Origin of the sequence: Pseudovibrio exalbescens (assembly GCF_028737195.1) — a bacterium.
GTDB classification, from domain to species: domain Bacteria; phylum Pseudomonadota; class Alphaproteobacteria; order Rhizobiales; family Stappiaceae; genus Pseudovibrio; species Pseudovibrio zosterae.
Genome location: NZ_JAQZAJ010000001.1, coordinates 328,884 through 349,528, shown reverse-complemented (window position 1 = coordinate 349,528; position 20,645 = coordinate 328,884). Strand labels below are relative to the sequence as shown.

Genomic DNA, 20,645 nt, shown 5'->3' with positions numbered 1-20,645 from the left:
ATGCTCTGATCGCCCGTTTTCAGTTTTTTTTTGAGCCGCTCTCCTTTGAGATGTTCACGACACCGGTCTCATCAATAACCTCCAGTCGGCCCATTGCTTCCGCAACTGCCAAACCGTCCCCAATCAGGCTACCCAGTGGATCGGCGGAGAAAAGCGGATAGGCTTCAAGGAGGGCGTCGGAGGCATCTTGATAGGTGCCCGCAGCAGAAACCGTCTCTCTGATCTTGTCTATCCAGTCATGAACCTCTGGCCCCGCCAGTTCCTCCAATTGCCGCGTGAGTTCTCCCACCGGGTGGAGGTCTCCTTCAGCGAAGTCTTGTGTGTCAGAAGGGCCTTTATCTAACGGCGCATTTATCTGCACAGGCTTTACATTGACGCCCGCCAGGTCACTCAACCAAACAGTTACATCCTCGGGTTCAAAGCCCTCACGGCGCATGCGGCCCAATACCTCCAGCCCCTTCTTCTGGCGATCATGGCGCTTGCTCTTGTGTTCCTCGTCAAGTTGTTCGTTCTTTGGACGTGGCCGCCAGACTTGCGGCGCGTTTTGGCCTGGCCAGTTGAGCTCCACAATCCATCGCAGGAGTGTGGCATTCAGGGTTTCAGATAGAGCGTCTGCATCATCATCAACCAAAGCGTCGGTCTCATCGGCATGGGTCTGGCTGGCAGCTCTTGATCCTTGCCCCTTTACGCCTGTGGCAAGGGTTGAACCAAGCACGACTTCACTGGTTTGTTCATCCCAGTAGCGCACCCACGCTTCGTAGCCCGCTTCGCCAGCTCTGGTGGCTTCGAGAAACTCCACTTCTGTTCCGATCGGAGCAACGAGCGCACCTTGCGAGACCATCTGCTTGAGCACGCCCAGAAGCTTGTCCTGTTCCGGCTTGGAAGTGCCATGTGCATAGCGCCCAAATGGAATTGGAGAGGCGAACTTGTCCATGAACTTCATCCAGAAGCTCACGCCTTCTCGTTTGAAGAGCACGTGCCAGAACAGCACTGAGCCCAGCCCGTGGCCATAGGGGTTGTTTCCCGCTTCATCAAACCGATGCACGATGAATTTGCGCGGTGGCAGAGCTTCGCCTTCAAAGCCGCTCGTCAAGGTGAGTAGACGCGGGTTCCAGTCACGGTCAAAAACAAAGCGAGACGGGTCAACATCCTTGATTTCGATGGGGACAATAAGCCCATCCTTTCGACCCCAGACGATCTCCGCAACCGCAAAGCCCTTGAGAACCGCCTTCAGTAGCCGCTTGCAGATCCTGTCGAACGGCAAGTCCTTCAAAATACCAGTTACGCTCTGGGCAATCTCCAGATCCTTGGCGTTTTCGCTCGCGGGCTCCACATTCCATTCCCGGCGAGTGACCTTGCTGATGCGTTTGTTGATTGTGGTACGCGCGCGTCCATCCTGCATGACCTCATCATAGAGTTTGAGGCCCTTGCCGCGTCCCTTGGCATCGATTGTTGGATCCTGAGGCACCAACACATCTGAGTAAAACGGAACAGTGATATCGTTTTGAGCCGTTGCGATCAGCTTGCTACTGGCGCGGGGCAGCCTTGCGACCTTTGGCTGGTCGGTCTGCGTTGATGCGTTGGTACGCCGTGTACGTTTGTTCTTGCGGCTCATAGGCGGTATCCTCCAAGCGGGCTGGCTGAGGGGAGCGGTGCACTGCTGATCGTCGTGGCGCTCAACGTGGTGAAGGCCATGGAAAGAGTTTGCGTCCAGAGCATTTCAAGACAGTCAGGGCCATCATCATGGGCCGCATTGGGCCACTGCTGCAGTTGTTCGATTAAAGTCTGATGGGCCTTGTTAAAGCGGATCAAACCGGCTGCGACTGGTGGCTGCAGGCGTTCAATGCGCAAGTTCTTGTCGGCGATGGGCGTTACCGGAAAGCATGGCATGGCCAGACCAGCTTTAGCTGATGCTTTCATCAAGTCTGTGCGTAGCAGCTCCTGAAACTGGACAGTCTCAACGAACCAAGCCTGACAATTATACATCCGTTGCAAAGCGATGGCGTCTTCAATGATCATGTCAGGCAGGCGCTTGCGAATGGATGCTTCCACCACGTCCAGAACCTGTGTTTCCCGGTCAAACCCTGCAATCAAGATCGCGCTCGGGTCTCGGTTCTTGTTGTTCTTGCCAAGGGAGGGATCGATGGCCCCAAAATGCAGCCAATCGCGCTTCATCTGAACATAGTAGACGAGCGAGCGGAACGGATTGTCTTCGCTCATTGGCTTGTTTTGGTACTCGCTCTCGAAAGCGGAATGAGAACCCGTACGCTCTTTCATCAGATAGTCGAGCGGATGAAGTTCCGGCCAGTTCAGGACGGCTCCTTCATTCATCATGGCCGCGTGTGCAGAATAAAACGCATCAGCCGCCAGCTCTCCGTCATTAAGATAAAGCTCTTCCCATTGGTCCCACAGGTCCATCCGGTCGGGCCACTGTAATACGGCTTGATACTCGGCCACACGCCAACGCGGCTTCTTCGCGAACCGAACGATGACCGCATCAAAATGCAAAACTGTCCCGGCATAAAGTACATCCATACGCCCGTCAGCGGAGCCGAGTTTCAGAACAGCCTTTTCAACCCAGTTTTCAAGCTTCCTGCGCTGCTTTGGGCTCTCCACGTTCTCGTCGTTTTCAATGTCGTCCAGGATCACGAGATCGGGACGAAACGGCCCGTGCCGCCGTCCTCGTAACTTCTTGCCGGTACCAAAACCTTCCACTTTGATGTTGTTGCGGGTGATCAAATCACCTTCGCGCCAAGTTCGGCCTTGTCCACATATCTCCGGGAAATCATAGGTTAGACGCGGGTTGTTCTCCAGTTCGGCCTTCAGAGCTTCAATCATGACAGCGGCCTGCTCAAAGGCATCCATGATCAGCATGATGTAATGCTTCAGACCAAGCACGATGCACCAAAGCGGGAAGATCAACGAGACGTGGGTGGATTTGGCTGATCCGCGCGGCGCAGTAATCAATTCACGGCGGCCGTTTTCGTCCAGGACGATTAGCGGTAGGTTTGCATAAAGGTCCAGATGCAGCTTGCTGGGAGGGCTTGTAAGGTAGTGTGGGAAGTAGGTCTCAGCGAAAAAGCGATAGCCCGTTTCCGGATCCGCGACCTTCGCAATCCGTTGTGCGCGGGCTTTGTTGTCAACCGGAAATGCGTCCACCTCAAGATCGATTTTTTGCCGAAAGGACTCCGCCATTTCGGCCAAGGATTTTTTAAAGTCCTTGGCGCTGAGAGCTGCTCTTCTCTCACTCATCCATAGACCTCCGCCAGGTGCTCACCAAAAGGCTCCAGCACTTCCAAAAAAACTTCCGCATGCGATGGGTGGTGTTTTTGAATAAACACTCCCAGTCGGTGAAGAACGTCCTGGGCCACACCCAATTCTGAGAGTTTCGGAGCTACCCGGCCAGCAGACGAGACCATTTTGTTGAAGGCATCAGAAAGAGAGGCCATCATTTTCACACGATCGTCAGGAGCAATTTCGCTTTGTTTTATTTGCTCAATAGATGACTGAAACAGCACTACAAAATCTTCAACGACCGAGGTAACCACGGCTTCAAGGCCATCGCCAGCAAGCATATTCGCTGAACGGGCTGCATCCCAATCATCGCCTGCCGCCTTAGCGGCATGCTTCCAGCGCCGGATGGTGCTTTCAGACACACCAAGGCCGAAGGCTATCGTCGGAATTGCCTGACGCTCAAAAATGAACTTGGAGCGGGCTTGCCGTTTCTGCTCGTCTTTTGACGCCTTCTTCATTTAAGCCCCAATCTTGCCCTTGATGATGGCAACACCGACTGAGACCACGGAAGCCGTCACTGCCGAGTTCAGAAAGCTCTTTTGTTCAACGGCGCGCAGACGCGTGTCCTGCTTTTCCTGACGCGCTTCAACACCATCCAGCTTCTTGTCGATGCCTTGCAGCAGGCCCTCAATCCGGCCAAGACGGCTATGGATTTCTTCGTTCATTTGGTTCTCCGGGATGTCATGCCACGCACGGCCTTTTCGAAGGGACGAGTGAGAAAGTAGGCACCGACAATCCATCCGGCCCAGGAGTTGAGGGGTTCGGGAAGCGAGGCAACGTTCCATTCAAACTGAAAGATGCTATCTACAACTATCGCCCCCGACCAGAGCACGATCGGCCATGCAAAGGCGGGTCGGATCATTGCGGTCACCCACCAACCTTGTTCTGCCAAAACAAGATCGCGAGCCGAACGTCTTGCCTCCAGTTCAGCTTTGATTTCGCTGGCCGCCAACTGTGCGCCGATACGGTCGCGCTCATTTTGGGAACTGGCGCGCGCTTCCAGATGCTTCAGCACCCGGTCAAGTACGTTGCCGCCCAAAAAGCTCAAGCCTTTTGCTGCAAGAGACAGGAGTACGCTCATCCCAAATGCCTCCAGTTCTGAGCATCTTCGAGCCGCCGCTGCTTGATCTGTCGCGCCAGATATACAACGCCCAATCCAACAATGAGGAGGATTAGCCACTGGTTGTCCGTCATCAGTTTCAAGAGTGGGGAGAGCTTTGAGCGCAAGGATGCAAGTTGATCTGCTCCGGTCCCAATATGGGCAAAAAAACCTTCTGCCTTTTCTCCAAGTGCGCCAACGCCAACTCCGGTTCCAAGCAGCAGTTGCCCGATACGCGTCAAGCCATCAGCTTTTTGGACGGTCACCGAACCTGTTTTGCGAAGATCGCGGAGAGATAGGTCTTGCCGAGCTTCCCCCTGGCGCTGAGTAATCGGGACGGCCTTTTCTAACGCCGCTTCAGTTGTCTCACCAACAATGCCATCGGGACTAAGCCCATAATCGCTTTGGAACGCCACAACCATTCGCTTGGTTGCTGGTCCGAAGTCGCCATCTGCACGGCAGCTATACCCCAACTCCGAAAGACGGGCTTGTAGAGCCTTGACGCGGTAGCCTGAACTCCCCATGCCGAGCAACTTCTCGCTGACCCTGCTTGTTCTTGTAGCTCCTTCCCGAATGGCAAAATCATAGTGAGCACCCGCAATACGATTGTATGCGGCTTCAAGCAGAGCAGCGTAATGGTCAACTTGGCCTGGGCCGTTATAGATCCGTGCAATCGATCGCCAGTCCTTTTTGCGCAGTGCCGCGCCCAACCCCACGCTTTCGAGAAACATTACAAACGATGTGATCTGATTGTCGCGCGATTGCGCCAAGTGAAGCACGAAGTCCTGAACACGTGCAAAGCCACATAGCTGGAAGTTGAAACCCATGATCTGAGCAAGGCCGTAACTGCAAGCCTTCAAAGCTGCGGTTTCGTCAATCGCCGCCATAGCTGAGAGACGGTCCCACCGTGCATCAGAGCCTGCTGGACCAAGCCCCTTGTAGTTGGCTCTCTTCCATCTTTTGCTGGCAAGGCCCATTGCGATGGCTTGGGTGCGTTTGGCTTTTGGCAGTTCACGAAAGAATATGTGCTTTTCAGGAAGAAGGACTAAACGACCCTCTTCATCAAACGGAGCTCCCTTGCTTTCTACTTCAAGGACCGCTTGCAGTGTGGATAGCTCGCAGCCAAGCCGTTCAGCTCCTTGCTTTAGCAAATGGGTGCCAGAGGTACGCTCGCCATTCATGCGGCGTAATTGTCGGATGATAGAAGACATAAGGCCCGCCTCAGATCGTCAGTACTGAAGCGAGCCTCATATTTTTTCAGGTTCTGTGCTACGGAACTGTTCCGCTCGGAACTCACAAGTCTCTCTGGAGGAACTCTTCAAGATCAATTTGTCTGTCATCGACCTTGCGTGGACGCGGCAGCCGTTTTCCGGAGAGCAGATTACGGACATGGCGTTCCGAGACATTGAGCCTCAAAGCAATATCGATAGTGTTCTGACCATCCTGTGCCATTTGGCGGGCAATCTTGCGTGTGTCCAACCGGTCTGCATGTGTTGGGACGTAGAGTTTGTTACCAGCAAAATCAGCGATAAGCCGCTCCGCTTTGTCACGACTGATGCGAGAAAGCGGATTAGCCTCGCTCCATCTAGCAGGGACCTTTACCTCCACACCAGGGAGTTTCGTCAATAGCTCCAATGCGACATCTTCACCGCAGATCTCGTAGACGTCACGCATGTCCTCAGTAAGCTGGCGGGTATCAACCATGTGCGCCACCCGATATCACAGTAACGACCTTCCCGTTGGCAAAAACATAGCGCACATCATTGCGCAAAAGACCTGTGGCACCAGCTGTCAAAGCGGTTTCCGTCTCAGCATGAATCAGATTGCGAACTGCACTGACATCAATGTCCAAAACACGCTCCATATAGCGCAGTACCGCGTGATCCGTTACCGGGTGAAGGTCATGCATAGATGCCTCCCAAGGTTGCAGTTGAGGCTAAGCGATGATTGAATAACTCGAACAGTTTTCCTTTCACCACGGAGTGTTTAACATGAGATATCCATGGGCAGCCGCAGCGTGCCTGCTCGCCACAACCGTTTACGCGCAACCAGCAAGTCTTGAACCTTGGCAGGCAAAAGCGCTCGCAACGGTTCTTGATTACAAACGAGTTGAAACTGCGCAATGGAACGCACCAGATCAGTTGATGCTCAAATCTTCTGAGGCGGGTATTGCTTGGAATACTGTCCTGGACCAAGCGTTTTGCAAGACCAGTCTTTCTGATCTCTCGAAGCCAGAAGGACACGAGTTTACAATTACAGTTTTTCATAGCAAGACCATGCAATTTTTGGGTGCAGCTCGCTGTAAGTAACCTCATCCCGATAACCTCCCTTCGATCTCTTTGAGTGCTTCAATCAAAGGGTTGGCTTGCGCATATGTCAGCCACTCCGGGTTATCGACACCGCATCTTGTTCTCACAAAAACGCGCAGCGCGTCTTTATAGGGCGCGTTCCAATACCCCAGTTCATCAAGTCTCTTAGCCAGAGCGTATAGTTTACGCACATAGGCTTTGCTTGAAGCAGGGCGGAAACTCCCGCCCTGCTTTTTGTTGGTCCATCCAATGCGCTTGAACTCCGTAACAACGCGCAGGCGCTGTGCTTCGGTAAGATCCTTCGCACTGCCCTTTCCGGTTACCCGAAATAGAATGGCTCGGTAGCTGTCCTCATCCAGCGCCAATTCCTTCTTTGCAATATGGATTTGAGCAAGATAGCGGCTCACCTTTGCCTCCTAAACCGCTGCAAGATCAAGCGAGATCGGGGTTTGCGTGCCCGTCATCGGATCCCGCTCGTAAATCCGCAGGTATGTCTTAGAGCCAGTGACCCGTACAGCATCCGAGATGGCATCCATGGCTTTTTGCCAGTTTTCATCTTCAATATTGGAGCGGCGTAGAGCCAGAACTCGGGAGGTCGAAATCTTGCCTTCCTTGTCCACCTGGAAGGCATCATCCACCAGCACCTGCAAGTTTTGGTTGGCTCCTTCGCTCCATCTGCTAATACACTGGTCGATAAGCGACTTCGCGGCTTCCAGTTCAGGGCCAAAACTGATGTGCTCTGAAATCGCCACCTGAACGGCCAGCGTTCCGTCATAGGTCAACAAGGTCATGTTGCCCTTCTTGCCGCCTCGTTTTGCGCCGTATTTTTCTGCGATCAGATCGCGAAAGGCCTGCACATCCCCAAGCGCATCAGATTTGAACTTGGCAAGTGACCGATTAAGGTGTCGTGCCGTGCCAACGATTTGTCTAACCAAGGCATCTTCTTCCTGATGCTCGAGCTTGATTGTCTCCAGCGGCACATAGGCACCTTTGGGGTTCTTCCAGTAGCCTTCCGGAATGGCCGGAGCGTTGGTCTCAAGTGTCATTTTCTGTTCCTTTCAGGTCTGATTTCGGGTCCCGGCTAAAGACCGGGAATGGCATGATCTTGGGATCGTCGAGGTGCTGTGGCTCAAGCTCCTGGGCTTTGCTTCTTGCGAGGCGCTCCAACTGCTCGGCTATTTCGCTGCTGATCTGAAGAGAGCTGGCAATGAACTCATAGGTCTCTGGTTCCATGGGCTCTGCAGGCCGGTGAAGAATGAACAGCGCTCGCAGTTCTTTCAGCATTTCACTGAGCATGTGGCCTCTTGACTGGCGTTGGCCGGGTTCATTGGGCAGCGCCTACATGCTGTCCAGTGTCGAAGGGCCTCTGGATCAGATGTGGGGCATGGGCGTTCTCGAAATGCCGCGCAATCCTCCTGCGCAATGTCTTGGTGGAGGTGGGGGCAAAGCACCCTGTCGCAGAAGCATTCAATGGCTCTGGCTTCAAACCGATCGATCCGCCCGCCGTTTGCCTCCAACCTGCCGGTCAGATAAAGGCTTACTGCTGTACGGGAAACACCCATCTTGGAGGCAACCGCCTGCTTGCTTCCAAGCTCGCGCACCTGGTCCTCAAGCATACGAGCAACTCTCATCTGCATGGCACCACCTCACCGAGATTGTGATCGAACATGACGTTGCTTCGGGATCGCAAAACAGGCGCAATCGGCCCTGTGTCATTAAGCAACTTCCAGCGTTTGTACCCATTAGATGTCAGCTTGGTGCCAGCCATGCGGCGTGGCATTTCGAGAAGATAACCGTGCTTCGTCAGCGCCCGGATATAGCGGTGCAAGTTGTTTTCGGCCGTCTTCTCGCCTCCGGTCTGAACGACCATCATCAGGTCAGGAATAGTAAAAGCATCTCCCATCCGCATTATGTTCCAGGCGCGCTGTCTCAGTGTATTGCGCTGAGGCTTACGGCGTTTGCCTCGATCCGGCTTGATAGGGCCGCTGGTGAGTTGGACGCCGTTTTGAACAGCCTGCTTTCCAGCGTCGGTCAACCGGTAGCAGCCTGCCTCGACGCGTTCTGCCAACCCGCGAAAGATCAGTTTGGTCGCTCCTTTGGATATCTGGCGGCGCGAGAGGTCGAGTTCCTCATCCAGTTCATCCATGGTCCTGCACGCACCATCTCCCAAACTGTAGAGTATGGTTGTAGGGATCTCGCCAGGAAGCATCATGCCAGCACCTCCGGCACATTGATTGGGCGGTTGGATGTTCGATCGTTGATAATGGTAACGCCCGCCATATCGGCCATGGTCAGCCCCCCTTCGCCTGGAGGGTTCAACAGTCCGTGACGCTCGATATTTGCAATGGCCTCAAGGATTTCCCGGTTAAACCCGCTTGAAACCTTATGCACGAACTTCAGAAGGTCATCGGCCACCGGCACTTCGCAGCGTCCGTCGAGCAAGGCTCGCACATCCTCTTCAGAGCATTTTTCAAAGCGCACTTTCTGAGAAACACGGGAAGCCACCTGAGGAAACCGGGTCAGGTTGTCGTTGACTTTGCCCATACCTACGAGGATGACCGGCAACTCAATCATGTCAGATATGTCACGGATGGTTTCCAAAATGGCGGACTTGTTTGAAATGTGGTCAGCCTCGTCGATCACGAGACCGAATGTACGGTTCTCAATTCCGGCTGATTGCTGACGGCTCGCCAGTTCTTCCAGAGCTTTACGGTACTTTTTCTGGAAGGCGTGAGGCGGATGGACACGCAAGGTCTCCAGCAGCTCGTTCATGAACCATGAAGGGGTCCATTCCTTCTTGGCACGCAGGTAAATAGAGCCGGTCTGGGCCACCCACTTGCGCAAGGTTGTGGTCTTACCAAGGCCCGGCAGTCCGTCCACGACCACCAGACAAGCCTCTTGGGCACCGCGTTCATTGAGCGCTGTTAGCGCATTCAAAAAGCGGTTCACGTTAGAGGTCTTTACAAATTCATTCCGCATCTGATATTTCCTATAGTGCTTGAAAGGTGTGCTAGGCAGCGGCACGGAGGAGGTTTCGAAGGCCCTCTATGTCGATGCCAAGCGCTTCAAAAAGATCCAGATAAGTCCTGTTGGTGAGACATCCCGACAGGATTTTTTTGTCCTGTTCGGTCATCTTCTCAGGGTTATCGAGGACCCAGATGGCAAGCTCTTCCTTGGACTTAAATACTGGCCTGCCTGATCGAGATATTGGTTTGGGAGCTGGAACAGGTTCCGGTTCTGAAATGGAAACCACGTTGGTCTCGGCCTGAACCGGCTGCATAACAACGCCAACCAGTTCATCGTCATTTGGCTCCTCAAAGCCGGGTGCTGAGGAATAGACTTCCATGGGCTGCTCACCGGAATGCTCCAGCAGGAAGCCCGGACGCTGGTCCTGTTCCACGCGCCGTAACTTGTCCTGGAGCCGCTTCCTTGCTGCATCCGCCTTTTTCTCGCGGGCGCTTTCAATGACGGGCTTTGGAAAGTAGGCCTCGCTGTTGCCTTCGAACTTGGCTGTGCAGATCAACGCGCCCGGCGTCTCAATTCCGTCTACGAAATCCAGCTCCCGAACCCAGACTTGGCCAGCATCCAAGATGTCATAGCAAACCATGACCTCTTGGCGATCATAACGCTCCAGCTCTAGCGCGAAGTAGCGGTTCTTCTCAACGGTAACGAGCCCGCGGGAGACCTTGCGGCGCATTGCCGGGCGGGACAGATCATCACTGTCTTCACCGCTGAGCCGCACCGCCTGGAAACCGTTTGCCTCGAAATGCGCCCAATACTCGTTCGGCGAAAAGTGCCGTTTAGATCTGGTAATGGGGTCTCGTGTTTCCGGTAGTCCGGAATGAGGACGATCATTGTAATACTGAAGCGCCCCATCAAATAGGGTCAGGAATTCCTTCCAGCCGATGAGCAGCTCAGATGCGCCCTTTTCCTTCAGATCCTTCTTAATCTGCCGGTCAAGGCGCATAGAGGCCTCCCGGTCCAGATCGCGCCCTGCATAACTTGGCAGGGTCTTGGCAAGGCGGGTGTAAACTGAGCCATTGAAGCGCTCTATGATCCCGCGAGCCTGGGAGTTGTAGGCGCGGCTGTGCTCCTTGTGAGTGCCGAGGCGCGCAAGCATACCCACAGCAGCGTCATCAAGAAGCAGGTTTTTATAGCCTTTGCCGTTGTCGACGTAGAAGATCGCCGCCACACCGGCAGCCGTACTGGCGTTGCGCAGTGCCTCAGCCACATCATAGGCCTTCTCCTTCAAGCCAATTGAGTAACCAACGCACTTGCGCGTCGCCACATCCAGAATGGTGGTTATCTCAGGTCGGATCGGATTGCCTGAAAAAGGATGAGCTACAAACGCATCGAAGGTTTTTCCGTCGGCAGTGTAGATATCGGTAGGCTCAAGGCCTTCAGTGGATCTGCTGACATAGACCTTGCGCGCCTTGAGCGCCAAGATCCCTTCGCGCCCTTTAAAGGCGGAGATCGGGTCAGCCTTCTTGAGCTTTGACAGGTAGCGTTTCACCTGGTCATAGCTTGGTGCCTTGGAAGGGTCCGGTAGGCTTGCGCGATAGAGATCTAGTGCCAGCGCAACAGTCGGTTTGCGCGGGTCAGCATAAAATTTCAAAAAGCCCGGAGCCCATGCATATCGCGACGAGTTCAACTGATCCTGTTGGCGTTTGCCAGGAATGAGGCCCGCAAAGCCATTTTCCCTGAACGCTTTACGCCAGTTGTAGATTGCACGGCGAGAAATGCCTTTGCCCTTGTCTTTGGCGGTGCGAACCAACTGCAACAGATGCTGCTCTTCTTCAGTAAGCACATCCTGATCCAGCAGCACCTTTACTTTGGCTACGAGACCCAGAACCGCCTTGTCATAAGACATGCCACGGACCACGAGTTGCTCGACCATTTGAAGGATCTGCTTTCGTGCTTCCGCAGACTTGCGCTGACTTCCGTCGGCTTTTGCAAGTGTGGCTTGCTCGGAGACGGGCGAATTCTTTTGCACTGAGGGCAATCCAGCGTTAAGGCGCTCGATATTGAAACGGGCATCTAACGCCTTCCGTGCGGGTTCAGGCAGAAGGTCTATGTGATATTCCCATCCGCCACCGCGGCCTTTTCGTTTGCGGGCAAGTGAAGTTGATTGCCAGTCTTGGCGTTTTACAAAACGAATTAAAGCGCTCTCTGTTTCTGGTAAGGTCGCTAGCTTTAACTCAGCCAACTCGCCTGCCGTGAACCACGTACGCTGGCCGCCGTTTTCTGTGAGGGCTGGAACAGTTCCAGTCATTTCTTTCCCCTCCATTCACGGTCAGCTTGTTGGATCATCTTCTTAAGCCTGAGTTGGGCTTCTTCCATGAGTTCACGTTCGATTAGCGGGCGGTACTTCCGATCCACCACGATCATGTCCGTTCCGCTAAGGAGCTCGTTGAGCAATTCTTTGGAGTTCAAAACAGCCACCAACGCCATTAGGCGGTAAGCCGATATATTGCTGCTTTCGCGCGCTTCACTGGCCCAGGCATCCAAACTGTCCCGGCGAATGGTTTCGCCAAGCCGATCCGATAAGAGGGCTGCAATTTCTTCTCGCGAGCGACGGTCGGCCCTAAGCGCCTCTGAAAGTGCGCGTGCGACTTTTGCTGGTAGAGATGCTGCCCGTACCCTGTCGGGATCAAAGCGCGCCTCCACTTTGGGAGGCTGCCAGTTCAGCAGATCTCCTGTATGTTGGCAGCGACGGGTCCTCATGAGGCTACTCCCGTTCGATATGCCATAACGATCACACACAGCGCCCAGACCCAAACAGCAAGTGCAATGCATACTGTGGTAAGGGCGAGGATACTGGCGAAGTCTTTCAGGTGATTGTCATTGCAGCTGCCATAATCAAAGCGGCGATAAAACCGCGAGGCAGTAGGTAGAGTGAGGCCAGACCATTTCATGCTGCAGCCTCTGCCGTACGCTGTCCACTATCAGACGGAACACGGTTTTTCTGACTAGCGCTAGGCCCATGTTTAGCGCTATCGTATATCACATGAGGGGAGCGCTTCTTGCGATTGGGCCACAACTCCTGAATGGAAATACTGAGATATTTGGAGATAATTTCCGCACCGCGACCTGTGCCGGTATCCAGAGCCTTGGTCAGCGTGGTACGGTGCATGCTTTCTCTGGTCGCAATCTCAGTTAGGGTCCAGCCTTGTCGGTGAAGCTCTGCTTTGATCGAGTGTTTGTCCCAAGTTTGGGGCTTACGCTTGGCCATTGGATCTCCTTCGAAAAGCGGACTGTTGCAGCAGCCGCTTTTTTTTCACCGCGCAGTTCACCTTGGTGATTTGCGCTCGTTGGTAACGAATGAAGACATGATGCGCGATAAAATACGCATTATCAAGCGTTATATCGCGCGTCAGAGTTATGATCATCGCGCAAGTTGCGTAACAATAAGCTATCTATTTGATATTATTATTGAATAGCGAGTTGAGGCGTATTGTGTGTAACTCTGGCACGACGGTCGGAGATGGTTTTAATGAACTCTGACGGCTTTATTGAGCGACTGGATCTTATAAGAGGCGACTTGAGTGCGCGATTATTCGCGCAAAAAGTCGGTATTAGTGAGGGAACGTTGCGCAGTATACGCAAGGGGTCCAGTCCGACGCTTGAAACGCTCTTAGCAATATGCAAAGGCGCTAACGTCAACATAGGTTGGCTTACCACGGGCATTGGGCCAATGCGGCCAAGTGATGATCAGAGCACACTCCCTCTAAACGTTATTACAATCCCAAGGGTTGACGTCCGCTTGGCTGCAGGTACCGGTGCACTGAACGGAGACCATCTAGAGACGGTGGAAGAAATACCGTTTACCCGCGAGTTTTTGGGCGGCAAGTTGGGAAGGGCTTCGCAGGATGGGCTAATCATTCTAACCGCTCAAGGCGATAGCATGGATCCGCTCATCGCAGATGGCGACTTGGTGATGATTGACCGCAAGCGCAACGAGCTAGCGGATGGAGTTTACGCATTTGTTTATGGCGGGATGGCAAGAGTGAAGCGATTGCGACCAACCATTCAGGGTGATCTTGAGCTTATTAGCCAAAATCCAGAGTACAAAGATGAGTTGCTTAAGCGCTCTGATCTGGAAGATTTCCACATCATCGGCAAAGTCGTCTGGTGTGGGCACCGCTTCAGCTAGTTGGGCCTGCGCATTTTTGCGCGCTCTATGCACAACTTCGCGCCCTTATTGACCATAAGCCACGCAGTGTTGTGCAAAATGGTTTTTTATCCCGAAATTAGCATTATTTAACGTTTTCAATGGGTTCGTGAGAATTAACCCAACTTTTCACCTGTGCAGAATAACAGTCCCCCCCACATGCTCTTGCTCGGGCCCGAAGATACAAAAAACCACCTCGCCTTCCCTGCACTCATTGACGCACTCCGGGCCATGTTTGCTTCTGGCTGCGAGATGCCTTTGCGCCATCACCACAACATGGAAGTCCCGGGCGAACCGGATGCAACACTGCTTCTCATGCCCGCATGGCAGCCCGGAAAGTACTTTGGAGTGAAGCTCGCCAGTGTTTTCCCCGGAAACAGCACCCGAAACATGCCCGCCATATCAGCGAGTTATGTGCTCTCCAATGGCACCACCGGCGAAACTCTGGCACTGATTGATGGCGGAGAGCTTACAGCGCGCCGCACGGCTGCCGCTTCCGCTCTGGCCGCTGACTATCTGGCAAGAAAAAACGCCCGTCATTTGGTAATGGTTGGTACTGGCCGGCTGTCGCTGAATCTGATTGAAGCTCACGCCGCAGTTCGAGCGCTTGAAAAAGTGACTGTCTGGGGCCGCTCAAAGGACAAGGCCGACAAAATCGCTGCAGCTGCTGCCGACCGCCTCGGTATACAATGTGAAGTTTCTGAGGACTTACCGGAGACCTGTGCAACCGCGGATATTGTTTCCGTTGCCACCCTTTCAGAAACACCCGTGGTCTCCGGGGACTGTTTGCCCAATGGTTGCCATCTCGATCTTGTCGGCGCGTTCAAGCCCTCAATGCGAGAATCTGATGATGCCGCAATTTTGAAGAGCAGCCTTTTTGCCGACACCAGAGAAGGTGCAATGACGGAAGGTGGCGACTTTGCCATTCCGCTTCGTGAGGGCATCCTGACGCCCGACTCTATTCTTGCAGATCTTTATGATCTTTGTCGCGGTCACCACCAAGGTCGCCGTGACGACAGCGAAATCACCCTTTTCAAGTCGGTCGGTGCGGCGCTGGAAGATCTCGCCGGAGCAATCTTGGCCTACGAAACCGCCAAAGCCAGCAGCTAGTTCACCGATGCCATCATGAAGGCCGGGGTGATTTCTTGAAGGATCGTACCCCGGCCCAAATGCACCTTTACCGGTTGCCACATGGCATCTGATTGCGCCACCAGCTGATCCGCTTCCGGCTCGTTATCGAGTTTTACAAAAACCCGGCGGGACCGAAACACCTCCGATGACGCGTGTCCAAGGGTCTCGTCCGGCAGAACAAGTGTACCCTCCACAAATCCACCATCTTTGGTGAAGCTGCCCGCGCTCAAGTCCAGCCGCACCGTTTCTCCGTCTTGCAGCGCGTGCTTGGCCAGCGTTGTGGCTGCAATCTCAAGCTCCACCACAAGTTCTTCCTGTTCAGGCAAAATCGCAATGACAGGAGTGCTGGGGATATGCCCGTCTTCCGGGCTGCGCAGAACTTGTATACGACCACCAATCGGTGCCGGGAATGCGGGAGCAACAAATGCAGGCTTAACCGTTTCCACCGCCCGCTCCAGATCGGAAATCCGCGCTTCAACGGCACTCAAGGAGTTGGCTAAACCGCGCTCGTACTTGGCCAATACCTGTGCGCGCTCTTCGGAACTGGTCGTGATGGATTGGCTGTGCCGATTAAAAGCGCCGCGCGCCAACTGAATTTGGCTCTGTAATGTCGCGATAGAGCGCGTTAGTGGTGCAATCAGCGTTTTAGGAAGGAGTTGCCGCTGCACGAGCGGCATTTTCTCGTTCCATTCCGCCCGCTTCTCCGCAAGTTGGTCTGAAAGTCGTTTCAGCAAGTTGCGTGCGGCGCGCTGCTCGGCCAGATGATGAGCCCGAGTTTCATCTATCTTGCGCAGCTTGAACACGAGGTCAGAAAGACCCTCTTTAACAAACGGCGCTTGAGACATCTCACGCAGTTCAGCGCTGTTCGGGCTCTGGCCGGACTGAAGCGCGGCGATATAGGCCTGCTGCTTTTTCAGATCATTTGCTTCTTCGTCCAAAAGGCTCAGCTTTCCGGGGACCGGATCTTTGGGCAGAGGCACCGGAAAAACACTCACAAGTTTTCCCAGTAACTCTCCCTTTTCAACAAGCTGGCCATGCTCCACCAGGAGACTCGAAAGGCGCAATCCATCGGGCTCAAACACGATCGCAGGCGCGTTTTTGTGAATCACTCGCGCCTGACCGTGAAACGTCTCGGGCAGATCTGCACCGTTTGCCCACAGAGCGAGGCCAAAACAGGACGCAAACGTCAAAGCAAGCAACAGACTAGCAAAAATCCGGCGAAACACCTTGTCCTTTGCATCCTGCTGGACAGCTTGTAATCTCATGCGTCTTAAGCGTTTAGCGGTCCCCATCAACACCCCATGCAAAAATTGACCCGCGCGATCCAGAGGCGTCACACCATCGGAATCAAACTAAATTAACCTGAGGGTACATCAGAAAAATAACTGCCGAGGCCCATGGTAACTGACTGCGGAGAACTGCATGCTTGGTGTGCAAGAGCAACAAACTGAAAACGAGCACAAGCTCTTGGATGAATGCAGTGCCGTGCGGACCACCGCACCGCTCCGTGACGCGCTATACCAAATGCTCGCGCATTTTGACTTGTCCGGCGAGGCGATGGAGCCGCTTCAGGCCTTTCCGGCCGTGGGCGATGATACACCCATTCAGCAGGTCATCTGCGCAGTTCTTGATCTGGTTGAACCATTGGGATTGCAGGCTTCCCCCATTGACGGGCCTCTGCCGGATCTGGCGGAAGAGGCTTTTCCGTTGCTTGTCCTCCTGCCCGAGGGGCGCGGACTGTTTCTGCCGTTGAAATGGCAATCCGGGCTTTCCACTGCAGGCAACGCGGCCACCGACGAACCGGCCATGGAAAAGCTTGCCGAGCTGAAAATCATCGAAGCCTTTCAAGTAAAACCGAAGCCCGTCGATCAGCCAACAAAAACCTTTTCATTTCCCAGACCAGCCGCGACGCCATCGCGGCCCAAAGTCAACCTCGCTCGGCCCAAAGCGATGGACGCTGCCCTTGTCAGCGGCTTTACGCTGGCCCAAGCTTGCCTCAGCGCCCTGTTCCCCCTTCTCTGCATGCTCGCAGTAGACCGCTACCTGCCAGCGTCCGATCCCCTCAGCCTGCAAACCCTCGCGATTGGAGGCGTGGTCGCTGCCCTCAGTCTCATCGGGTTCAAGACGCTGCGCGCGACCTATGTCAACTGGCTGGGGCGCAGGTTTGAAAGTTCGCTGTCCGATCTGTTGTTCGAGCGCATTCTCACTCTCCCGCTGTCAGGCCGCCAGCCCTTCGTCGGACCGTTGCCCCTACCGCTCAGCACCATAGCGCGCATACGTGAAGCCAGTGGCGCAAGCCTGATGCTGCCACTAGCAGATGCCTTATCCCTTCCCGTTTTTCTGTCCGTGTTAGCACTCCTGCATCCAACCGCAGCGCTGGTCATGGGGGCAGCGGCCCTTTTGTCGCTGCTCACCTTTGCAGTGCTCGCCATGCCTTTTGGGCGTTCCGCCAAGCGCTATTTGCAAACCTCGGGCACCGAAACCAGCCTTTTTGAAGAAACGCTGTATGCACTGGAGACCATCAAGCTCAATCAAAGCGAAGGCTTGCTTCGCGAGCTCTGGCAGGAAGCAGGAGCAAAAAGCATCCGGCCAAGACGGACCTTCACGTGGCTCGTTCTTTGGAATCGCGGCACCATTGAGCTGATTACCTACAGCGCGCTGGCTCTGCAGCTCCTGTGGGGGGCCTCTTTCATCATGGCAGGCACGTTGTCTTTGGGCGCGTACTTTGCAACTTTCATGCTTTCTGCATTCTGCGCACTGGCTCTCCAGCGCATGGCAGACGCGTATCCTAGCCTTCACCTTGCCCACGCGGCCTACAAGACACTGTCCCCGCTTCTCGATCTTGAGGTGTCATCCAACCAAAGTCCAGCACAGGGGACGGATCTGACTGCTCCGCTGGATCTGAAGCTCGAACAGATCACGTTTTCCTATTCGACTGAAACTTCGCCGGTATTCACCAACCTGGATCTGGAGATCAAACAGGGAGAAAAGGTTGCGATCCTTGGGAAGATCGGCTCCGGCAAGACTTCGCTTGGCCGCCTTCTGGGCGCTGTCTATCAGCCTCAGCACGGCACCTACACCATCAGCAATCAAAACGCGCGGGACCTTAACGGAGAAGCCATTCGAACTGCCATCCGTGTCATAGGTCAGGATGCGTGCCTGCTTCAGGGCACGATCCGGAGTAACGTCACCCTAGGCCGGGCTGGATACAGCGATGAGGACGTACAAAAGGCACTCCAAGTTACCGGCGCCCTTGACATCGTCCAGTCCAGCCCGCTCGGCCTGGACATGCTCATAGAAGACCATGGCCGCAACCTTTCAAGCGGCCAGCGCCAATCCATTGTCATGGCACGGGCTTTCCTAGCGCCTCCCCCCGTCCTGTTCCTTGATGAACCAACAGGAAATATGGACAGCCGCTCAGAGCGCGCGTTCGTTCACAACCTGCGTCAGGCCCTGCACCCCGATCAAACCTTGATCCTGACCACCCACCGCACCATGCCGCTGGCCTTGGTGGACCGTCTCATCATCCTCGGGGACGGCAAGGTGGTGGCAGAAGGACCAAAGGATGCGGTTATCGACTTGATTACCGGTTAGATCGGACCGGGCTGGTTTAAGCGAGAAAGCATTAGCTACTTCAGCACCAATTGGTTCTGCCGCGACAGAGGCCTGTTGGCAGACCAAAAGGTGCGGAAGCACAGGCAACGGTTGATGGCCTCCACATCCAGATAACCCTCTTTCTCGTAGCCAATGGCCACACCGCACCAATCGCGGGTCTCTTGCGCCCAAAGGAATGTCTGCTCGCCACCTTGACCCCGCTGTCCAGCCAGAACTACTGGGTTGGCCTCATCAAAAAACTGGCGAATGGTCATGGAAATTTGCTCCTGGCCACCAGCTGGCAGCTGCTGCTTGAAGTCAGAGCAAGGGCGATAAAGCGAATGGCCTGGCTGCTCACCTGCAAGATCAGCCGCCTGCAGCCCGGAAGTCATTGCCGCCCATGACAGCACAAATCCCGATACCAGCATCATTTTTCGCTTCATGGCACTCTCCATAAAATTCGTATGCACGCTTATGGCCGCGCCGTATAAGGCGAGCCACGCCGCCACTGGGCAGAAAGGCCCGGCAGGGCACTGCCCGGCAACGACTCTCCGGTTTCAAGATCGTCGCGCACAGTCCTAATGCCTGCCGTCGCCTGCGCCGGACTGCTCACGCCAAGCGTGTCGAGAAGTTTTCCCATGGCAGCCAGAATCCTGTACTCAGTGAACAGCTGGGCATAGCGAGCAGAAATCACTGCGACTTCCGACAGGAAGACTGTGTTCTGAGTGTCCAGAACATCAAGCAAGGACCGCTGACCAACGGTGAACTGCTCCTCATAGGAGGTGAGCAATTGTTGGGAGGTATCCAGCTGCCTGGAGAGCAGCGCGATCTGTTTTCCCAGTTCCACCCGGCGCACCCATGATTCCCGCGTCTCCCGGGCCACTTCTCGGTAGGCCTGCTGCGATCGCATGCGCGCTTCACCGGCCCGCTCGATTTCTTCGGCGCGCCTGTTCTTCGTTATGTTGCCGTTAAAGATGTTCCAACGCATCACAACCGCTGCCCGCGCATCACGCTTGGTGCCTATCTCCCCTTCAAGGTTTTCACCAATGCGAGAAGAAACCTCCAGATCCACCTGAGGATAGTATTCAGCCTCGGCGATCTTCACTTGGGCATTTGCTGCATCGATGTCTGCATTGCGCAGGGCAATCAAAGGATTATTTGCCCGCGCCTCAGCAAGAACGGCTGCATAAGCAGAAGGAATACGGCCTGACTGCGAGGGAACGCGCTGGGCCTGGTTGATCTCCCGGCCCACCAACTCAAGGAAAATCGTCTTGGCCAGCTCCTGCGCCTCAACAGCTTCTTCCAAGGCAAGGTTGGCCGCCAGAACGCGCTCGTTGGCTTGCTGAACGTCGGCAACAGACACCGCGCCCCGAGAAAGCCCCTCGCGCATATCCGTCGCCACTTTCACATGATAGGAACTGTTGCGCCGCGCGGCCCCTTGAACTTCCTGCAAGCGGGCCACTTCCAAATAGGCGCGAACGGCAGAAAGTGCGATGAATTCGGACCGCTCCCAAACTCGAAAGGACGTGGCATCAAGGCGCGCCCGCTGGCGCTCTATCTCATAGGTGGTGGCATAGCCATCAAAGATCTTCTGCTGACCCCGAATGCCAATTTCATAAGGGCCATACCAGAACTCCGTCTCCCGCCGCGTAGATGGCTCATCAAACCATTCCACGCCGCCACGCGCTTCAAGATCAAGCCGCGGCAGCCACTGACCTTTGGCCTGCTTCAGCTCAAAACCAATCGCATTACGATTGAATATGGCCTCGCCTATTTCTGGATTACTGAAAACAGTCAGAGAAACTGCTTCTTTCAAAGACATTGCATTTCCCGGCAAGACGCCAAGAAAAAACAACAGACATGAAAGAACACGCTGATTTAAACACATACTGCATCAAGCCCTTTACGCAAAACAATTGGGCGAATGCGGAAGAATTAAAACAGAATTGAGGTAATTACATCACCTTGATAATCATCCATTACTTGTAGATTGAGTATTGAGACACATGGATACTGATATTGTAAAAATCTGCAAATCCCTTTAGTG

At 54.4% G+C, this 20,645-nt stretch carries 24 protein-coding genes; 4 read left to right on the top strand and 20 right to left on the bottom strand.

The features are described 5' to 3' along the window. Nucleotides 1-19: 19 nt before the first annotated feature. The 8 genes from PUV47_RS01745 to PUV47_RS01710 all read right to left on the bottom strand — a co-directional run bounded on the left by PUV47_RS01745 (nucleotide 20) and on the right by PUV47_RS01710 (nucleotide 6,302). A complete protein-coding gene (locus PUV47_RS01745) occupies nucleotides 20-1,615 on the bottom strand; it encodes a DUF935 domain-containing protein (protein WP_274216726.1) in 1,596 nt (531 codons plus the stop codon). Then, nucleotides 1,612-3,252: a phage terminase large subunit gene (gene terL / locus PUV47_RS01740; RefSeq protein WP_274216725.1), complete on the bottom strand. Its 1,641-nt coding sequence runs from the start codon at nucleotides 3,250-3,252 to the stop codon at nucleotides 1,612-1,614. The genes PUV47_RS01745 and terL overlap by 4 nt, the downstream gene beginning before the upstream one ends. Beyond that, nucleotides 3,249-3,752, bottom strand: coding sequence for a DUF1804 family protein (locus PUV47_RS01735; RefSeq protein WP_274216724.1), 504 nt, complete (start codon nucleotides 3,750-3,752; stop codon nucleotides 3,249-3,251). Before PUV47_RS01735 ends, terL begins: the two co-directional genes overlap by 4 nt. Next, nucleotides 3,753-3,959, bottom strand: coding sequence for a hypothetical protein (locus PUV47_RS01730; RefSeq protein WP_274216723.1), 207 nt, complete (start codon nucleotides 3,957-3,959; stop codon nucleotides 3,753-3,755). Continuing rightward, nucleotides 3,956-4,375 carry a 3TM-type holin gene (locus PUV47_RS01725; protein ID WP_274216722.1) on the bottom strand — a complete coding sequence of 140 codons (420 nt, stop codon included), beginning with the start codon at nucleotides 4,373-4,375 and terminating at the stop codon, nucleotides 3,956-3,958. The genes PUV47_RS01730 and PUV47_RS01725 overlap by 4 nt, the downstream gene beginning before the upstream one ends. Next, the gene (locus tag PUV47_RS01720; RefSeq protein WP_274216721.1) at nucleotides 4,372-5,604 is read right to left on the bottom strand and encodes an N-acetylmuramidase domain-containing protein; all 1,233 of its coding nucleotides are present in this window, start codon (nucleotides 5,602-5,604) and stop codon (nucleotides 4,372-4,374) included. The genes PUV47_RS01725 and PUV47_RS01720 overlap by 4 nt, the downstream gene beginning before the upstream one ends. A gap of 82 nt (nucleotides 5,605-5,686) precedes the next feature. Next, nucleotides 5,687-6,097, bottom strand: coding sequence for a hypothetical protein (locus tag PUV47_RS01715; protein WP_274216720.1), 411 nt, complete (start codon nucleotides 6,095-6,097; stop codon nucleotides 5,687-5,689). Beyond that, the gene (locus tag PUV47_RS01710) at nucleotides 6,090-6,302 is read right to left on the bottom strand and encodes a hypothetical protein (protein ID WP_274216719.1); all 213 of its coding nucleotides are present in this window, start codon (nucleotides 6,300-6,302) and stop codon (nucleotides 6,090-6,092) included. The genes PUV47_RS01715 and PUV47_RS01710 overlap by 8 nt, the downstream gene beginning before the upstream one ends. An 82-nt stretch (nucleotides 6,303-6,384) precedes the next feature. On the opposite strand from PUV47_RS01710, the gene PUV47_RS01705 reads away from it, so the two are divergent. Next, on the top strand, nucleotides 6,385-6,702 hold the full coding sequence (locus PUV47_RS01705) for a hypothetical protein (RefSeq protein WP_274216718.1): 318 nt from the start codon (nucleotides 6,385-6,387) through the stop codon (nucleotides 6,700-6,702). A 2-nt stretch (nucleotides 6,703-6,704) separates the two neighbouring features. Here the strand turns inward: PUV47_RS01705 and PUV47_RS01700 are convergent, their stop codons facing one another. The 9 genes from PUV47_RS01700 to PUV47_RS01660 form a co-directional block, all read right to left on the bottom strand. Beyond that, nucleotides 6,705-7,109, bottom strand: a complete 405-nt coding sequence (locus PUV47_RS01700; protein WP_274216717.1) for a gp16 family protein — start codon at nucleotides 7,107-7,109, stop codon at nucleotides 6,705-6,707. Nucleotides 7,110-7,118: 9 nt separating this feature from the next. Further along, nucleotides 7,119-7,748, bottom strand: coding sequence for a DUF3164 family protein (locus PUV47_RS01695; protein ID WP_274216716.1), 630 nt, complete (start codon nucleotides 7,746-7,748; stop codon nucleotides 7,119-7,121). Beyond that, nucleotides 7,738-7,998, bottom strand: a complete 261-nt coding sequence (locus PUV47_RS01690; RefSeq protein WP_274216715.1) for a hypothetical protein — start codon at nucleotides 7,996-7,998, stop codon at nucleotides 7,738-7,740. Before PUV47_RS01690 ends, PUV47_RS01695 begins: the two co-directional genes overlap by 11 nt. After that, nucleotides 7,980-8,339 (bottom strand): hypothetical protein, encoded by a 360-nt coding sequence (locus PUV47_RS01685; protein ID WP_274216714.1) that lies wholly within the window; start codon nucleotides 8,337-8,339, stop codon nucleotides 7,980-7,982. Before PUV47_RS01685 ends, PUV47_RS01690 begins: the two co-directional genes overlap by 19 nt. Continuing rightward, nucleotides 8,330-8,914, bottom strand: coding sequence for a hypothetical protein (locus PUV47_RS01680; protein ID WP_274216713.1), 585 nt, complete (start codon nucleotides 8,912-8,914; stop codon nucleotides 8,330-8,332). The genes PUV47_RS01685 and PUV47_RS01680 overlap by 10 nt, the downstream gene beginning before the upstream one ends. Beyond that, complete coding sequence (locus tag PUV47_RS01675) at nucleotides 8,911-9,681, bottom strand: AAA family ATPase (RefSeq protein ID WP_274216712.1); 771 nt, start codon at nucleotides 9,679-9,681, stop codon at nucleotides 8,911-8,913. The genes PUV47_RS01680 and PUV47_RS01675 overlap by 4 nt, the downstream gene beginning before the upstream one ends. Nucleotides 9,682-9,712: 31 nt before the next feature. Continuing rightward, a complete protein-coding gene (locus tag PUV47_RS01670) occupies nucleotides 9,713-11,974 on the bottom strand; it encodes a Mu transposase C-terminal domain-containing protein (RefSeq protein ID WP_274216711.1) in 2,262 nt (753 codons plus the stop codon). Next, nucleotides 11,971-12,426 carry a DNA transposition protein gene (locus tag PUV47_RS01665; protein WP_102866760.1) on the bottom strand — a complete coding sequence of 152 codons (456 nt, stop codon included), beginning with the start codon at nucleotides 12,424-12,426 and terminating at the stop codon, nucleotides 11,971-11,973. Before PUV47_RS01665 ends, PUV47_RS01670 begins: the two co-directional genes overlap by 4 nt. A gap of 187 nt (nucleotides 12,427-12,613) precedes the next feature. Continuing rightward, nucleotides 12,614-12,934: a helix-turn-helix domain-containing protein gene (locus tag PUV47_RS01660; RefSeq protein WP_102866761.1), complete on the bottom strand. Its 321-nt coding sequence runs from the start codon at nucleotides 12,932-12,934 to the stop codon at nucleotides 12,614-12,616. Between the two features lie 261 nt (nucleotides 12,935-13,195). Here PUV47_RS01660 and PUV47_RS01655 point away from each other — a divergent pair, with 261 nt between their 5' ends. Next, nucleotides 13,196-13,855: a S24 family peptidase gene (locus PUV47_RS01655; protein WP_180980908.1), complete on the top strand. Its 660-nt coding sequence runs from the start codon at nucleotides 13,196-13,198 to the stop codon at nucleotides 13,853-13,855. Nucleotides 13,856-14,032: 177 nt separating this feature from the next. After that, a complete protein-coding gene (locus tag PUV47_RS01650) occupies nucleotides 14,033-14,983 on the top strand; it encodes an ornithine cyclodeaminase family protein (RefSeq protein WP_274216710.1) in 951 nt (316 codons plus the stop codon). Here PUV47_RS01650 and PUV47_RS01645 read toward each other — a convergent pair. Next, nucleotides 14,980-16,269 carry a hypothetical protein gene (locus PUV47_RS01645; protein ID WP_274216709.1) on the bottom strand — a complete coding sequence of 430 codons (1,290 nt, stop codon included), beginning with the start codon at nucleotides 16,267-16,269 and terminating at the stop codon, nucleotides 14,980-14,982. The genes PUV47_RS01650 and PUV47_RS01645 overlap by 4 nt on opposite strands. 157 nt (nucleotides 16,270-16,426) lie before the next feature. Here PUV47_RS01645 and PUV47_RS01640 point away from each other — a divergent pair, with 157 nt between their 5' ends. Continuing rightward, entirely contained in the window at nucleotides 16,427-18,598 is a 2,172-nt protein-coding gene (locus PUV47_RS01640; protein ID WP_274216708.1) for a peptidase domain-containing ABC transporter, read from the top strand. A gap of 35 nt (nucleotides 18,599-18,633) precedes the next feature. On the opposite strand, the gene PUV47_RS01635 is transcribed toward PUV47_RS01640, so the two are convergent. Both PUV47_RS01635 and PUV47_RS01630 read right to left on the bottom strand, forming a co-directional pair. Beyond that, nucleotides 18,634-19,041: a hypothetical protein gene (locus PUV47_RS01635; RefSeq protein ID WP_274216707.1), complete on the bottom strand. Its 408-nt coding sequence runs from the start codon at nucleotides 19,039-19,041 to the stop codon at nucleotides 18,634-18,636. Nucleotides 19,042-19,070: 29 nt separating this feature from the next. Beyond that, complete coding sequence (locus PUV47_RS01630) at nucleotides 19,071-20,420, bottom strand: TolC family outer membrane protein (RefSeq protein ID WP_274216706.1); 1,350 nt, start codon at nucleotides 20,418-20,420, stop codon at nucleotides 19,071-19,073. Nucleotides 20,421-20,645 lie beyond the last annotated feature (225 nt).